10 protein-coding genes and 1 pseudogene are annotated in these 16,063 nt (G+C 70.7%); 9 read left to right on the top strand and 2 right to left on the bottom strand.

The features are described from left to right. Window positions 1-30 precede the first annotated feature (30 nt). From rhaS to ACFT9I_RS31680, 5 genes and pseudogenes are all read left to right on the top strand, one after another. Complete coding sequence (rhaS, locus tag ACFT9I_RS31660; protein WP_382569938.1) at window positions 31-1,119, top strand: rhamnose ABC transporter substrate-binding protein; 1,089 nt, start codon at window positions 31-33, stop codon at window positions 1,117-1,119. Window positions 1,120-1,126: 7 nt separating this feature from the next. Next, a complete protein-coding gene (locus ACFT9I_RS31665) occupies window positions 1,127-1,315 on the top strand; it encodes an L-rhamnose mutarotase (RefSeq protein ID WP_382569957.1) in 189 nt (62 codons plus the stop codon). Window positions 1,316-1,381: 66 nt separating this feature from the next. Next, window positions 1,382-1,621, top strand: a pseudogene (locus tag ACFT9I_RS31670) (L-rhamnose mutarotase); the annotation flags it as partial. Between the two features lie 64 nt (window positions 1,622-1,685). After that, window positions 1,686-3,104 carry an arabinose isomerase gene (locus tag ACFT9I_RS31675; protein ID WP_382569940.1) on the top strand — a complete coding sequence of 473 codons (1,419 nt, stop codon included), beginning with the start codon at window positions 1,686-1,688 and terminating at the stop codon, window positions 3,102-3,104. Further along, window positions 3,104-4,141: a LacI family DNA-binding transcriptional regulator gene (locus ACFT9I_RS31680; RefSeq protein WP_382569942.1), complete on the top strand. Its 1,038-nt coding sequence runs from the start codon at window positions 3,104-3,106 to the stop codon at window positions 4,139-4,141. The genes ACFT9I_RS31675 and ACFT9I_RS31680 overlap by 1 nt, the downstream gene beginning before the upstream one ends. A gap of 425 nt (window positions 4,142-4,566) precedes the next feature. Here ACFT9I_RS31680 and ACFT9I_RS31685 read toward each other — a convergent pair whose 3' ends face one another. Continuing rightward, entirely contained in the window at window positions 4,567-7,836 is a 3,270-nt protein-coding gene (locus ACFT9I_RS31685; RefSeq protein WP_382569943.1) for a family 78 glycoside hydrolase catalytic domain, read from the bottom strand. A 384-nt stretch (window positions 7,837-8,220) separates the two neighbouring features. Between ACFT9I_RS31685 and ACFT9I_RS31690 the strand changes: the two genes are divergently transcribed. Continuing rightward, the gene (locus ACFT9I_RS31690) at window positions 8,221-10,599 is read left to right on the top strand and encodes a discoidin domain-containing protein (RefSeq protein ID WP_382569945.1); all 2,379 of its coding nucleotides are present in this window, start codon (window positions 8,221-8,223) and stop codon (window positions 10,597-10,599) included. A 49-nt stretch (window positions 10,600-10,648) separates the two neighbouring features. On the opposite strand, the gene ACFT9I_RS31695 is transcribed toward ACFT9I_RS31690, so the two are convergent. Further along, window positions 10,649-11,410 (bottom strand): cupin domain-containing protein, encoded by a 762-nt coding sequence (locus ACFT9I_RS31695; protein WP_382569947.1) that lies wholly within the window; start codon window positions 11,408-11,410, stop codon window positions 10,649-10,651. A gap of 245 nt (window positions 11,411-11,655) precedes the next feature. Here ACFT9I_RS31695 and ACFT9I_RS31700 point away from each other — a divergent pair, with 245 nt between their 5' ends. From ACFT9I_RS31700 to ACFT9I_RS31710, 3 genes are read left to right on the top strand one after another with little or no spacing between them, the layout of a single operon-like run. Beyond that, entirely contained in the window at window positions 11,656-13,230 is a 1,575-nt protein-coding gene (locus ACFT9I_RS31700; RefSeq protein WP_382569949.1) for a hypothetical protein, read from the top strand. After that, on the top strand, window positions 13,227-13,751 hold the full coding sequence (locus tag ACFT9I_RS31705; protein ID WP_382569951.1) for a hypothetical protein: 525 nt from the start codon (window positions 13,227-13,229) through the stop codon (window positions 13,749-13,751). The genes ACFT9I_RS31700 and ACFT9I_RS31705 overlap by 4 nt, the downstream gene beginning before the upstream one ends. 43 nt (window positions 13,752-13,794) lie before the next feature. Further along, entirely contained in the window at window positions 13,795-16,020 is a 2,226-nt protein-coding gene (locus ACFT9I_RS31710) for a hypothetical protein (RefSeq protein WP_382569953.1), read from the top strand. Window positions 16,021-16,063: the final 43 nt, after the last annotated feature.

Consider the following 16,063-nt stretch of genomic DNA (forward strand, 5'->3'; position numbering starts at 1 on the left):
CGTTTCCGACCCTCCCGAAAGGCATTCACCATGCTGTCGCAGGCCCGCACCCGACGCCGCGGCGTCGTCACCGCATCCGCCGCGCTCTGCGCCCTGACGCTCGCCGTGTCCGGCTGCTCGGGCACCACGAAGGACTCCGTCAAGGACGACGCCCCCGCCAAGTCGGGTGACGCCAAGGCGAATCCGGACGCCCCGCTCAAGAAGGGCCTGAAGATCGCCTTCCTGCCCAAGCAGATCAACAACCCGTACGAGAAGATCGTGGACGACGCCGGCATCGCGGCGGCCGGGGAGATCGACGCCACCGGCAAGGAGGTCGGGCCCTCCAACGCGAAGGCGTCCTCGCAGGTGTCGTACATCAACACCCTCATCCAGCAGAAGCAGGACGCGATCCTCATCGCGGCGAACGACCCCAACGCGGTGTGCGGGCCGCTCAAGCAGGCGATGAAGCAGGACATCAAGGTGGTCGCGTACGACTCCGACACCGCCAAGGACTGCCGTCAGCTCTTCATCAACCAGGCCAGCTCGGAGGAGATCGGCCGCAGCCAGGTCCGCAACATCGCCGAGCAGCTCGGCAACAAGGGCGAGATCGCGATCCTGTCGGCGACGCAGAACGCGACGAACCAGAACACCTGGATCGAGTTCATGAAGGACGAGCTGACGAAGCCCGAGTACAAGGACATGAAGCTGGTCAAGGTCGCGTACGGGGACGACCAGGACCAGAAGTCCTTCCAGGAGACGCAGGGGCTCCTCAAGGCGTACCCGAACCTCAAGGGGATCATCTCGCCCACGACCGTCGGCATCGCGGCGGCAGCCCGCTACATCGGCGACTCCTCCTACAAGGGGAAGGTCGTCCTCAACGGCCTCGGCACGCCCAACCAGATGCGCAAGTACATCGAGAACGGCACGCTCGACCAGTTCTCGCTGTGGGACCCGAAGAAGCTCGGCTACCTCGGTACGTACGCTGCGGCGGCGCTGGCGTCCGGCCAGATCACCGGCGCCGAGGGCGAGAAGTTCAAGGCCGGCGACCTGGGTGAGTACACGGTCGGCAAGGACGGGGAGATCATCCTCGGCCCGCCGACGGTCTTCGACGCGAAGAACATCGGCGACTTCGACTTCTGAGGCCGTGATGGACCGCGTGTGCTTTCTGCTGAAGGTCAGGCAGGAGCGGCTCGCCGAGTACCGCGAACGTCATACGGCCGTCTGGCCCGGGCCTGTCTGCCAACTGACCTCTGCCGGGCGGCGCCTGGCACGCACGCTCTCTGCGTTGTCGGCGTCATCCAAGTACGTCCAGTACGAGAATGATCCTCCGCCTTGAGATCGCACGCACCAGACGCCGCCCGGCCCGCCCTGCGGGCGGACGAGGTCAGTTGGCAGACAGGCCCGAATGCTCGCGGCGCTCACGGCCGCCGGCTGGCGCGACTACTCACTCTTCCTGCGCGACGACGGGCTGTTGGTCGGCTATCTGGTGACCGACGACTTCGCCGCCGCGCGGGAGGCGATGGCCGCCACGGACGTCAACACCCGCTGGCAGGCGGAGATGGCGCCGTACTTCGAGGCGATGGACGGCGCCGGGCCGGACGACGCGATGGTGCCGCTGACCGAGATCTTCCATCTCGACTGAGGCAACAACCAGTCATAGCAGGACGCACGCCGCACGACGCACTCAGGAGAGTGGGAGCAACGCCATGGACGCACCGACCAACCCTCGCCGTACCCGGATCGGCCTCGTCTCCGGCGGGCTCGGCGCGTACTGGCCGCAGTTCCCCGACCTCCTCCCCCAACTCGAGCGCTCCGCAGGGCGGGTGACGGACCGTCTGACCGCGTTCGACGCCGAGGTCGTCGATGTCGGATTCATCTCCGACGCCGAGGAGGGGGCGGCCGCCGCCGAGAAGCTGCGCGCCGCCGACTGCGATCTGATCGTCGGCTTCCTCACCACCTACATGACGGCGACCATGCTCGTGCCCGTCGCCCAGCGCAGCGGCGCGCCGGTGCTGCTCATCAATCTCCAGCCGACCGAGGCGATGGACCACGCGACGTTCGGCACCGGTGAGTGGCTGGCGTACTGCGGCGCCTGTCCCCTGCCGGAGATGGCGAACGCCTTCGAGCGCGTCGGAGTGCCGTTCCGTTCCGTCTCCGGGTATCTGGAGGACGAGCGGGCGTGGGAGCGCATCGGCCGGTGGATCAGGGCGGCCGGGGTACGCGGCGTGCTGCGCACGGGCCGGCACGGTCTGATGGGCCATCTGTATCCCGGCATGTACGACGTGTCGACCGACCTGACGATGGTGCCGGCGAACCTCGGCGGCCATGTGGAGGTCCTGGAGTTCGACGATCTGCGCGTACGGGCCATGAAGGCCGACGACGCGGCGGTGACGGCGAAGCTGGCCGAGACACGCGCGGCGTTCGAGATCGCGGACTCCGTGGTCGAGGAGGACCTGGTGTGGGCCGCCCGGGTGTCCGTCGGGCTCGACCGGCTGGTGGACGACTTCGGTCTCGACTCGCTGGCGTACTACCACCGGGGTCTGGAGGGTGAGATCCATGAACGGCTCGGCGCGGGCATGATCCTCGGCTCCTCGTTGCTGACGGCGCGTGGGGTGCCCACCTGCGGGGAGTACGAGCTGCGCACATCACTGGCCATGCTGATCACGGACCGGCTGGGCGCGGGCGGCACCTTCACCGAGCTGCAGGCGCTGAATTTCCGCGACGGCGTGGTGGAGATGGGCCATGACGGGCCCGCCAACCTGACGGTCTGCGCGCGTCGGCCGGTGCTGCGCGGCCTCGGCGTCTACCACGGCAAACGCGGCTGGGGTGTGTCCGTCGAGTGCGACGTCCGGCAGGGGCCGGTGACGCTCGTGGGACTCGGCCAGTCCAGGGACGGTCGCTACAGGCTGGTCGCCGCGGTGGGTAAAGTGGTCGAAGGCCCGCTGCTGGAAATCGGCAACACCACATCGCGTGTCGACTTCGGCCGCGACCCGGGCGAGTGGACCGACGCGTGGAGTGCGAGCGGAGTGGGGCACCACTGGGCGCTCGCCACCGGCGACATCATTCCGGAGCTGCGCGCGCTGGGCGGTCTGAGCGGTCTGGAGCTGGTGGAGGTCACTGACTGATGGCGCAATCGGTGGGTATCAAGGACGTCGCCCGGGTGGCGGGCGTCTCCGTCGGCACGGTGTCGAACGTGATCAACCGGCCGGACTCCGTGGCCGAGGAGACGCGGGCGAGGGTGCTGTCCACCATCGAGCGTCTGGGCTACGTACGGAGTGAGTCGGCCCGCCATCTGCGGGCGGGCCGCAGCCGGATCATCGCGCTGCTGGTGCTCGACATGGCGAACCCGTTCTTCGTGGACGTCGCCACCGGCGCCGAACGGGTGGCCCGGCAGTCGGGACTCGGTGTGATGCTCTGCAACAGCGCGCAGAGCAGCAGCGAGGAGGCCGAGTATCTGGGGCTGTTCAGCGAGCAGCGGGTGCGCGGTGTGCTGATCACACCGACGGACGAGACGGGCCGGAATCTGGAGGGCTTCCGACGGCAGGACATCCCGTTCGTCTTCGTGGACCGAGTGGTACCGAGCAGCGAGGGCTGTTCGGTGTCCGTGGACGATGTGACCGGCGGGGCGCTGGCCGTACGTCACCTCCTCGCCCAGGGGCACACCGACATCGCGTACGTGTCGGGGCCGCTGCATCTCGCGCAGTGCCGCGACCGGCGGGCGGGCGCGCTGCTGGCGCTGGAGGAGGCCGGGCTGCCGGCCGACCGGCTGCGGGTGGTGGAGGCGGAGCGGCTGGACGTGTCGGCGGGGCGTGACTCCGGGGCGCGGCTGCTGGGGCTGCACAGCAGGCCGAGCGCGGTGTTCTGCGCGAACGACCTGCTGGCTCTGGGGGTGCTTCAGTCGATGTACGGGGCGGGGGTGGCCGTGCCGGACGAGATGGCGCTCGTGGGGTACGACGACATCGAGTTCGCGTCGGCGGCGGCTGTGCCGCTCACATCGGTGCGCCAGCCGGCCTCGCAGATGGGGCGGCTCGCGGCGGAGCTGCTGATCGAGGAGACCGGCGAGTCGGCGGCCAATCACCGGCATCAACGGATCGTGCTCCAGCCGGAGTTGGTGGTACGGGAGTCCTCGATGCCGCGCGCCGGCGGCGGGCACCGGAGCTGACGCTCCGTCACCACGCTTGGAGGGTCCCGGACCGTGCGGTCCGGGGCCCTCGGGCGGCGCCCGGACAGGGCCTAGGGGGTGTCTTGTCGATCAGGCCGGATCAGGGAGCGCCCGCCGCGCAGCGGCCTGGTGTCACGTTGGTGCGTGCGATCGCAAGGCGGAGGAGGGAGGCATGGCGGGAGCCGTGCCTCCCCGACTCCACCGACAACGGAGGGGGCACCTCCCGTGCCCCCCTCGGGGGCTACGGGGGAGAGCGTGCGTGCCAGGGACCGCGAGCCCGGCAAGATCGGCAAGACACCCCCTAGGCCTGGGTCGCCGGACGGGCCGGGCGTTCCGCCCTCGGTCGGCGGGCCTGCTGAGTGTTCTGTCCTCAATCGCCGCGCCGGCTCGACAACCCGGCGACTGAGGACGACCGGCTCTCCGGATCAGCCCCGGGCCACGAAGTCCCACGCGCCGTGGGGCGCGCGGTAGATCTGGAAGCCCGGCTCCGTGCGGACGAACGTCGCGGCCTTCGGTGCCGTCACCTTGTCCCTCCGCTCGGCCGGCACATGGACCTCCGCGCTCGATCCGACCGGCACCTTGACCGTCAGCCGCAGGTCACGGCCGACCTTGGACCAGGCGACGGAGGCCGGTCCGCGTACCGTACGGATCGAGGTGCGCGCCCAGCTGACTCCGGTGCGGGCGTCGGGGCGGACGGTGAAGGTGCGGTAGCCGTCGTCGCCGGGGCGCAGGCCGGCGACGTTCTCGTACAGCCACTGTGTGACGGTGCCCTGGAAGTAGTGGTCGCGGGAGCGGGAGTCGAGGTGCCACATCTCCCACATGGTGTCGGCGCCGTTGTCGAACCAGTAGCCCCAACTCGGGTAGCTGCGCTGGGTGGCGATGGCGTGGGCGACGTCCGGGTGGCCGTGCGCGGACAGGACGCGCAGCAGCACGCTGGTGCCGAGCGCGCCGGTGTTGAGGTGGTTGCCGCGCTCGGTGATGTCGGCGACGAGGCTGTCCACGACGGAGGCGCGGGCGCCGGCGGGGACGAGGCCGAAGGCGAGCGGGATCGCGTTGGAGGTCTGCCGGTAGTCCGGGTCCTTCGCGGTGCTGTAGTGCCCGGCGTCGTTGAGGAATTCCGCGTTCAGGGCGTCCTTGAGCCCGTTGGCCGCCGTGCGGTAGCGCTTCGCCACGTCGTCGTGGCCCAGCAGCTCACCCATCTCGGCGGTGCCCACCAGCGCCCGGTGCAGATAGGCGGTGGCCGTCAGGCGGGTGTCCTCGGGCGGGTTGCCGCCGTAGCCGGGCGGCAGGTAGTCGCCGAGGGCGGTGATGGCGAGGCCGTCCACGAGGCGGTCCAGTTCCCAGTCCAGGTAGCGGGTGAGGACGGGCCAGTGCTGCCGGGCGATCCGGTCGTCGCCGTACACCCGGTACATCTCGCGCACCAGGAACGGGTAGACGGTGGTCCACTCGGGTGACGGGCCGAGGTCGCCGTAGCCCCAGCCGCCGCTCGGGACGATCACCGGCAGTTGTCCGTCGGTGTTCTGACTGTCTTTCAGGTCGTCCAGCCACTTGCCGAGGAAGCGGTGGACGCCGAAGTCGTACGCGAGGGTGGGCGCCCCGAGTTGGGCGTCGCCGGTCCAGCCGTTCTTCTCGTACATGGGGGTGTCGGTCGGGATGCCGTGCAGGTTGTTCAGGAGGGTGCGGCGCATCGCCTTGTCGAGCGTCTCGTAGAAGGGCTCGGAGCAGGAGAACGCGCTGACCTCGTCGACCTTGGTGTGGACGATCCGGCCGAGCACGTCGGACGGCTCGGGGCGGGCGGGCAGGCCCTCGATCTGTACGTAGCGGAAGCCCTTGTACGAGAACGACGGCTCCCACACCTCGGGCTTTCCGCCGCCCGCGCAGATGTACTCGTCGCGCTGGAAGCGGCCCGGTACATGTCCGGTCTCGGCGTGGACACTGCCGTCGGCCTTGAGTTTCTCGCCGTGGATGAGTGAAACCACTGTGCCCGCAGGTGCGTTGACGGTCAGTCGGGTCCAGCCGGCGGTGGTCCGGCCCATGTCGACCACGTACACACCGGGACGCAGTTCGCTGATCTTGGTGGGTGTGATGGTGTCGATGATCTCGATGGGGTCGTGCGGCTGGGCGCGCAGGGCGCCCTTCGGTGCCTGCTGGGTGCCCGGGGCTCGCCAGGCGCGGTCGTCGAAGCCCGGCCGGGTCCAGTCCTTGGGGGCGAGGCGCGCGTCGTATGTCTCTCCGGCGTAGAGGGAGTTGGTGAGGGTGGGGCCCTCGGTCATGCGCCAGTCGGTGTCGGAGACGACGGTGGTACGGGTGCCGTCCGAGTGTTCGGCCTCCAGGCGGCACAGCAGGCGGGGTTCGCCGTGCCAGGGCGGTTGGTGCCAGTTCCAGACGTTGGGGGTGGTCATGCCGTAGAAGCCGCGGCCGAGGGTGACGCCGATGGCGTTGTCGCCGCGGCGCAGGAGGGATGTCACGTCGTGCACGGCGTACATGACGGTCTCGTCGTAGTCGGTGAAGGCCGGGTCGAGCACCTGCTCGCCGATGGGTTGGCCGTTCAACTCGGCGACGTAGTAGGCGAGTCCGCTGATGTAGAGGCGGGCGCGGGTGACGGGCTTGCGTACGGCGAACTCGCGGCGCAGCAGCGGCGCGGGGGCCTCGGGCCGGGAGACGGACACGTCGTCGCCCCAGGGGCCTTCGCCGTACGGGGCGAGGACGGTGGCGGCGGTCCAGCCGCTGTCGTCGAAGTCCGGCCGCTGCCAGCCCTGTTGTTCGGTCTCGGAGGTCAGCCAGTTGTCGGCGGTGACGAGTTCCCGGGTCTGGCCGTCGGTGGTCTTCACGACGAGGCGGGCGATGAATCCGCCCGGGTTGACGGAGGCGCCGCCTCGGTTGGTGGCGACGGCGGCGAGGACGACGCGCTGCCCGGCCGCCTTGACCGCTTCGGTCACATCGGCGGTCCTGCCGGTGCGCCAGCCGTCCTGCTGCTGGGGCGCGTGGGCCACCTGGGCGCCGTCGAGGTGGAGGGTGAAGTCGTCGTCGGCGGTGGCGACGAAGGTGGCGCTTTCGACGCCGATACCGGTAGGGAGGTCGAGGGCTGCGCGGAACCACCGTGGTCCGGCGGGGGCGTCGCCGGTGGTCGCGCCCTTGGACCAGATCCAGGAGGCGCCTTCGAGGCCGAGGGGGGTGGCGCCGGCGTCGGCGCCGATCCACCGGGCGCCCCACTTCTCGTCGCCGAGCGCGGTCTCCCACCAGCCGGCCGTGCTCCAGGGCGAGACGTCGCCGTCACCGTCCCAGACGCGGACCTGCCAGTGGCAGCGGGTACGGGGCGGCAGCGCGGGCCCGGCGTAGGGGACGGCGACGCTGCGGTCGGAGGTCACCTTGCCGGTGTCCCAGAGGAGTTCGCGCCCCTTGGCGAGGTCGCGCGGGTCGGTGGCGGCCCTGATCTGGTACGCGCGCTGCCCGGCGCCGTGGCCGTCGGCGGTCAGCTCCCAGGCGAGGAGGGGGGCAGGGTTGTCGGTGCCGAGGACGTGTTCCGCGTACTCCACCTTCGCGGCGACGACGCGCAGCCCGCCGCCTCGGCCGTGCCGGGGCTTGTCGCCCTTTCCGGGTGTGGCGGCCGAGGCCACCGGGCCCGCGGCGAGCGAGACGATCCCGGCGCCCGCGCCCACCGAGGTGCCCAGGAGACCTCTGCGTGTCCAGCCCATGCCCATGCCCGCCCCTTTGATTGAATCGTTTCATGTCCCGTGTCAAGAATCGTAGAGCCGATCGCGGAGGGCTCACAAGAGGTGCGCAAGGGGCTGCTGTGGACGTCTGGCACGGCAACGCTTCTTGCTGTGATCAGAGAGAGTTTTGCGCCCGGAAGGCGGCCGGAGGTCCCTCGAAACACCTTCGCGATCAACGGAGTTGGGGTGACACATGATCACCGCAGAGGCCAACTTGCGTATATATGGCGGGAATCCAGCAGTGTAGGGCGCATAAGAATTCTAACCAGGCATTCATTTCTTGCGCAGATTCATAGACTTCCTGCGGAACCACTTCTAGCCTTTTCGCGTCCGCAGAGTCCCCACGAGCCGCAAGGACGTATGTCTGTGACACCTCCCCCAAGACGCCGCCTGTTCCGCCGCGGCGTATCCGCCTCACTCTCCGCCTCCCTGGCTCTCGCGACGGCGGTGGCCGGGACGGCCGCCGTCGTCGTCATGTCCGCCGCCCCGGCAGCCGTGGCCGCCGGAGTCCCCGCCCCCTCACCCGTCGGTATCCCCGGCCGTGGCGCCACCGTGCCCTTCGTGGAGCACGAGGCCGAGTACGCCGCCACCAACGGCACCCTGATCGGCCCCAACCGGCTGTACGGATCGCTTCCCTCGGAAGCCTCCGGACGGCAGGCCGTGACGCTCGACGCGGTCGGTGAGTACGTGGAGTTCACCCTCACCAAGCCGGCCAACGCCATGACCTTCCGCTACTCGCTGCCCGACAACTCCGCGGGGACCGGCCGGGACGCCGGGATCGATGTGCGGGTCAACGGCACCCAGCTCAAGAACGTGCCCGTGACCTCCAAGTACGGCTGGTACTACGGCGGTTACCCGTTCAACAACAACCCCGGCGACACCAACCCCCACCACTTCTACGACGAGACGCGCACCATGTTCGGCTCGACCCTGGCGACCGGCACCAAGGTCCGGCTCCAGGTGTCGTCGACCGCGCAGTCACCGACGTTCACCATCGACCTCGCCGACTTCGAGCAGGTGGCCGCTCCGATCGGCAAACCCTCGGGCGCACTCGACGTCGTGGCCGACTTCGGCGCCGACCCGACGGGCGCCGCCGACTCGACCGCCAAGTTCCAGGCGGCGGTGGCCGCCGGGCAGGCGCAGAACAGAGCCGTCTACATCCCGCAGGGCAACTTCGAGATCCAGGACCACATCGTGGTCGACAAGGTGACACTCGCCGGAGCCGGACCCTGGTACAGCGTCCTGAAGGGCCGTCACCCCACCGACCGCAGCAAGGCGGTCGGGGTCTACGGCAAGTACGCGAACCAGGGCGGCAGCAGCAACGTCACCCTCAAGGACTTCGCCATCATCGGCGACATCCGTGAGCGTGTGGACAACGACCAGGTCAACGCCATCGGTGGGGCGCTGTCCAACTCCGTCATCGACAACATCTGGATGCAGCACACCAAGTGCGGTGTCTGGGTGGACGGTCCGATGAACAACCTCACCATCAAGAACAGCCGCATCCTGGACCAGACGGCCGACGGGGTGAACTTCCACTACGGCGTCACGAACTCCACCGTCACCAACACCTTCGTCCGCAACACCGGTGACGACGGTCTGGCCATGTGGGCGGAGAACATCCCGAACGTCAACAACAAGTTCACCTTCAACACGGTGATCCTGCCGATCCTGGCGAACAACATCGTCACGTACGGCGGCAAGGACATCACCATCTCCGACAACGTCATGTCGGACACCATCACCAACGGCGGCGGCCTGCACATCGCCAACCGCTATCCAGGCGTCAACTCCGGTCAGGGCACGGCGGTCTCGGGCACCCACACCGCCGCGCGCAACACACTGATCCGGGCCGGGAACAACGACTTCAACTGGCAGTTCGGCGTCGGCGCGGTGTGGTTCAGCGGGCTCAACGAGCCCATCAACAACGCCACGATCAACATCACCGACACCGAGATACTCGACAGCTCCTACGCCGCGATCCATCTGATCGAGGGTGCGACGAACGGGCTGAACTTCAAGAACATCAAGATCGACGGTGCTGGTACCTACGCGCTGCAGATCCAGGCACCGGGCAAGGCCACGTTCGAGAACGTCAAGGCCACCAACATCGCCCAGTCCAACAAGATCCACAACTGTGTGGGTGCCGGATTCCAGATCACCCAGGTGGGCAGCGGCAACTCCGGCTGGTACTCCAACCCGCCCGCCTGCACCGGTGTGTGGCCCGCACCCCAGTGGACCAACGGCGGTGTGCCCGGTGGGCCGGTGGACCCCGAGGACCCGACGGACCCGCCGACCGATCCCCCGACCGACCCGCCGGGTGACGAGGGCAACCTCGCTCAGGGCCGTCCGGTCACCGCGACCGGCCAGGCGCAGACGTACGGCCCCGGCAACGCCGTGGACGGCAACGCCAACACCTACTGGGAGAGCGCCAACAACTCGTTCCCGCAGTCCATCACCGTGGACCTCGGAGCGGCGAAGAACGTCGACCGCCTGGTGCTGAAGCTGCCGCCCGCCGCGGCGTGGCAGACCCGTACGCAGACCCTCAGCGTCTTGGGCAGCACCAACAACTCGACCTACACCTCGCTCAAGGCATCGGCGGGTGTCACCTTCAACCCGTCGAGCGCCAACACCGCCACCGTCGCCCTGCCCGGGACGGCGACCCGTTACGTACGGGTGACCGTCACCGGCAACACCGGCTGGCCGGCCGCACAGCTCTCCGAACTGGAGGTCTACGCCGACTGATTCGACGCGAGGCGGTGCGCCGGTCCGACCGGCGCACCGCTCTGCCGCCTCACACTGTGTACGTGTCGAGCCGTCCGCACATCCCGAACTTCCCGCGCGCTTCCGGCAGTCGGGCACGCACTCGCGCGTCGGCGAGATGCGACGTGTCCCCCTCGGCGAGCCGGTCGAGCTGGACGCCGGTCTGCCGCGCGGCCTCCGCCGCGCCGGACTCCCAGCGCGCCCGCCACTCGTCGAGCCTCGGCCGGACCAGTGCGCCCGCCGCCCGGTGGAAGTCCAGCAGCGGCTTCTCGTCCCCGGCGTCCCACGCCGCGCGGAGCGCCGCGAACCCCTCGACCGCCAGATCCCGCCGCCGCCGGGCGAACGCCGCCTGCTCGGCCTCGGTGCCTTCGGGGACGCGTACGAGGCGCCCGTACGTCTCGGGGTCGGTCAGGTGTTCCGGCGGCAGGGTCAGCACGGCGTCCCCGGCCTCGGGCAGTCCGTTGTTCTGCATCAGTACGACGATCCGCAGACCGTCCTCGTTGACGAGGCGGTGAATGGTGCCGGGGGTGAACCACACCAGGGCGCCGGGCTCCAGCGGGGTGCTGGCGAATCCCTCGGCGGTGAGCGTCTGCACGGCGCCGCGCCCGGCAGTCACGACGTACCCCTCGGAGCAGGTCAGATGCAGATGTGGGGTGCCACCGGAGAGGCCGTCGGCGGCCTCCCAGTCGTACACGGTCAGGTGCGACACGGCGACGGCGCCGGGCAGCCCGGCGAAGCCGGTCGTTCCACCTGTGTCCGTGTCTGCGGATGAGCCGGTGCGGGACGTCGTCAACACTCCCCTTCGGACCAGTTGGAGCAAGCGCTTTCTGTCAGAACGTAGATCCGCCCCGTGTCCGTGTCAACGGCGGGTACCTGGGGGATCGTGGCATGGCGGAAGTGCCGTATGTGGGATCCTCAACTCGGCCTGGAACCAACGTGATCTCGGGGACGTCCCCCATACGGTCACGGCGAGGCGGGCGACCGGGCCGCACGACGGCGCACGGTCACGGGGAACACCCGATTCAGGGGGAAACAGGGTTGGCACAGGTATCACCCAACACGGCGCAGGCGGACCCACAACAGAAGAAACTGGCGGCGGAACTGAGGATCCTCGCCGCCGAGCCCGCCTTCGAACTGCGCAGTGCGGAATTCATCGACCTCGCTCATGACCTGGAGCAGGGGACACGTCTGGACCGGTGGGCCGACGTGGATCTCGTGCAGGCGTACGTACGCCCGGAGAGCCTCGCCCAGCCGCCACCGGCCCGTCGCGCACCCCTCCTCGCGCAGCTCCGGGTGGCGCTCGCGGCCAAGGCAGGCGCCGGGGCGCTCGTACGCACGGTGCGCGACGAGATGCGCCAACGGCCCGTCCGCGAGGGCTTCTTGGAGGCCGCGCTGGGCGTGCTGGTGTTCGTCCCGCTGCTCATCACCTGGTTCGGGCTGCGGGAAGCGGTCCGCGCGTACGGGGAGTTGAGCCAGGAGAATCCCAAGGAGGCGACCCGGCCGTTCCTCCAGCTGTGGCAGACGGGCTTCGGCGGTCATCTCTCGTCGTCGGGCCGGTTCGAGAACGTGGCGCTGATGGCGGTCGTGCTGATCAGCCTTCTGGTGGTGCTCTCGGTGTGGCACGCGCGCGCCCGTTCGCGGGCGGACCGTGTGGAGGCGAAGCTGAACGGGGAGCAGGAGTATCTGCTCGGCCGGCTGGCGTCCCTGCTGACCCGGATCCAGCTGTCCCTCGTACCTCATCGCGCGGCTTCTCCGCAGCAGTTCACGGCCGGTCTCAGCAAGGCCGCCACCCGGATGGAGTCGCTGGCGTCCCGCGCCGACCGCAGTCACAACTCGCTGGTCAACTCGGCGAAGGCGCTGGAGGACGCGACCACCTCGCTGGAGAAGGCCGCCCTCGCGCTGACGGGCGAGCTGCCGAAGCTCGGGACGGCCGCGGACCGTATCGAGGCGGCCGTACGGGACGGGCAGGCGGCGACCGCGAAGGCGGGCACGGAGAACCAGGCCGCGGCAGGCCGGATCGCCGACCGCGTCAAGTCGGCGGGCGACACGGTGGAGGCGTCGCTGAAGGCGCTCGCCGCCGCGCAGCAGACGCTGGCCACGAAGTCGGAGTCGGTGGCGCAGGCCACGGAGCGCGCGTCGAAGGCACTGGTGGACAGCACCGGGCGCACGAACGACGCCGTCGACGGGATGCGGGAGGCCACGGAGCGCTGGGACGCGGCGGCGGCGCACTGGCAGGACGCGGCGGCCCGGTTGGACGCCGGGCTGCTCGGGCTGACGGCCCCTCAGAACGGCAGCGGTGTGGGGCCCGTGGCGGCGCCGGACTCGGAGCACGGCGTGACGCCCGACCCGGCGTCCGCGCCGACGCTCGCGGGCGGGCGCGCGTCCGGGGCGGGTTTCGAGTACGACACGCCTACGGAGCGGCTGTTGCTGACCGGCGCGAACGGTGCGAACGGTGCGAACGGCGGGGCGAACAGCGGCGCGGCGAACGGAAGTTCCCACGGCGGCGGGGCGGGATCCGTACCTGACGCGCCGACCACACGGACCACGCCCGGCATCCCGGGGCAGGGTCCGGCGCGTCCGTCGTATCCGCCGCAGGACGAGGTGGGTCCGTGAGCCGTCCCGTACGCCGGGTGGGCCAACTGGCCGGACGCGTACGGCGCGGCGGGCGGCCCGGCGTCGTCATGCTGGCCGGCTGGCTCTTCGCCGACCTCGTGCTGGTGCTCGCCCTGGTGTCGATGGCGGACCGGCCGGACCCGCTGGCCGCCCGCCCCGCCGCCAAGCCGTCGCCGTCCAGCTCCCCTTCCCCGTCGCCCTCGCCGACTCCGTCCCCCGCCGGGCCGAGGTCGGTCGAGCTGAAGCCGCAGCAGATCCGGGTGAAGGGCGGTGAGAGCAAGGACATCGTCGCCCAGATCAACAAGGGCACGAAGAAGTGGCCGGGGCGCACGGCGGCGCTGGTCCTGACCTTCGGCGGCAGCCAGGGCGGTACGGAGTACGCGCACCGCGTCAACTCGCTGCTCAGCAAGGCCCGTCCGGGGATGTTCTCCAAGAAGACGGCAACGGACGACTTCCACGATCTCGGCGAGCCGGCGAACTCGGCGATCATCCGGATCTACTTCTACACCTCGCCCCGCTGAACCGGGCGGCCGGAGAGCCGCGACGAACGAGAGGACCCACGGCGTGGAGCGGTGGCGGCCCGGCGCACGGGCGGAAGGCGTTGGCGACGGTACGGAGGGTGCGAGCGACGGTACGGACGGGCGGCGGCTGCCGCTGCCCGTCCTGCCGCAGTTCCCCGGTATGCGCGGATTCGCCGAACTGGACTCGGTGATGGGCCGGTTGGGGTTCCGGCATGCCGCAGATCTGCTGCGGGGACCGGCCGTCGAGGCGGGGACGAGTGTGTTCGCGACGCTGCCGAAGGCGGCGACGGACGACGGGTTCCGGATCCTGGACGGCCTGTGGTTCCCCGCCCGGGGGCGGGCGTGGACACGGGTGGACCTGCGCCACATTCAGGAGACGGCCGAGCGGTGGCGTACGTCCTCCGATCCGCGTGGCGGTACGGCGGCGGCCCTGATGGACACCATGGAGACCGTCGTACGCGACGACCCGATGGGGCCGCGCCGCATCGTGCTGTGGCAGGTGTGCCGGGAGCTGAGGGACCGGGACGGGGGGCCGACCGCCGAGGCGGCGGAGGCGCTCGGTGTGCACAGCGGGGACGCCGCGCCTCTGGCGTCCGCCGTCGCGGCGGACTTTCCCAGCAAGGGGCCGGTCCGGGTCGCGGCCGAGTCGATCAACGAGGTCTGGCCCGGTGAGCGGCTGCGGGAGGCACTGCGGATCGCGGACCTCCTGCCGCCGCAGCCGCGCGACCATGTGCTCGCGAACTTCCTGACCCGGCTGACCGAGCGGGCGGCGGCCGTGGACCGGCTGATGGACGAGGCGCGGCGGCTCGGGGGGCTCGGTGAGCTGCGCGCCGCGACGGTGTCCTGGCTGGCGGCCGTTCGGCGGGCGGCCGACGACGAAGGGGCGATGGCGGGGCTGCTCGGCGCCGCGACACTGCTCGCGGACGAGCTGCACTCGCCCGACGCGCGGACGCCCACCGATTCGACGGTGCGGGTGAGCGTCCAGCGGCGGGCCGTCACGCTGACGTGGACGGCCGCGCGGCTGCCGCGTGACACCTCCCGGCTCGGGGGCCCGGTGTCGTACCGGGTGCTGCGCTTCGTGGACGGCGCCCCGGAGCAGGCCGTGGAGGTGCCGTACCCGGACACCTCGCTCTCGGTGCTCGACCTGGACGCCCCCATCGGCAGGCGGGTGCGGTACGCCGTACTGCCTCTGCGGCGGGGGCAGTTGGCGGGCGTCCCGCGCGTCACGGGTGCCGTCCTGCTGGTGCCGGACGTGGAGGAGGTCCGCGCGGTGCCGGTGCCCGACGGCGTACGGCTGGAGTGGCGTGCGCACCCGGCGGCCACGGGCTTCAGGGCGGTGCGCTCGACGGCGCGCCGGGCGGGGCGGTCGGAGGTCGCCGAGCAGCCGACGGACGGTGTGCCGGTGGACGGGCTGCTGGTGCCGGCCGGGCGGAAGGGGTTCGTGGACCGCCCGCTGCGGCCGGGAACGTATCTGTACGAGATCTCCTGCGGCTATCCGGCGGTGCCCGATCTGCCGGGCGAGGGCGGGGAGTTGGTGTGGTCGCCGGGTCTGCGGGTCGCGGCGACGTCCGTGGAGTGGCCGTCGCCGGTGGAGGACGTGACCGTACGGCGCCTTGAGGACGGCACGGTGACTGTCGACTGGCGTCCGCCGGCGCGCGGGAACGGCCGTCTGGTGGAGTGGCCGGGCCTGCCCATCGCGTCGGGTGACGATGTGTCAGGGACTCCGGCCGCGCGGTCGGAGCCGGGTGACGGCCCGGTGAGCGTGCTGCCCGAGGTACGGACCCGGGTCCGGATGACGGCGGTCAGCGTGCTCGGCGACAGGGCGGTGGCCGGTCCGAGCGTGCTGGTCGAACGGCCGGGTGCGGTTGAGGAGTTGACGGCTCGACGCGCAGCTCCCGGCACGGCGGAGCTACGGTTCCGCTGGCCCGAGCCCGCGGTCCTGGTCCTGGTGGTGTGGGAGCAGGAGGGCCTGCGGCGGGAGACGCGCGTGGCGCGCAGTCGCTATCTGGCCGAGCAGCGCGTCGAGATCCCACTGAACGGCCGCCCGTGCCGTATAGAGGTGAGCGCGGTCCCCCGCCCGGACGCGGTGTCGATCCCGGCGGTCCCGGCGACGACGTCCCTGCCCCACGTACCCGAACCGCCACCTCAGCCGCCCCGGAGCAGCCGCGCCCTCGCGTTGCTGTCGTTCCCGTGGACACCGTGGAGCAGCGGCGCCGCCCCCCAGGGCCGCCCGTGGTGGCGCCGCTGGCGCCCCCGCTCCGGGGGCTGACGAGGGGTCGGTCTCCCGGTACGCCGGACGGCCCGCCTGAGCA

This window comes from Streptomyces sp. NPDC057137 (assembly GCF_042670825.1).
Lineage (GTDB): Bacteria > Actinomycetota > Actinomycetes > Streptomycetales > Streptomycetaceae > Streptomyces.

What these genes read in the sequence shown, in the direction of transcription:
- ACFT9I_RS31685 (WP_382569943.1), bottom strand. Translation starts at nt 7,836, where the DNA reads ATGGGCTGGACACGCAGAGGTCTCCTGGGCACCTCGGTGGGCGCGGGC.
- ACFT9I_RS31680 (WP_382569942.1), top strand. Translation starts at nt 3,104, where the DNA reads ATGGCGCAATCGGTGGGTATCAAGGACGTCGCCCGGGTGGCGGGCGTC.
- ACFT9I_RS31675 (WP_382569940.1), top strand. Translation starts at nt 1,686, where the DNA reads ATGGACGCACCGACCAACCCTCGCCGTACCCGGATCGGCCTCGTCTCC.
- rhaS (WP_382569938.1), top strand. Translation starts at nt 31, where the DNA reads ATGCTGTCGCAGGCCCGCACCCGACGCCGCGGCGTCGTCACCGCATCC.
- ACFT9I_RS31665 (WP_382569957.1), top strand. Translation starts at nt 1,127, where the DNA reads ATGGACCGCGTGTGCTTTCTGCTGAAGGTCAGGCAGGAGCGGCTCGCC.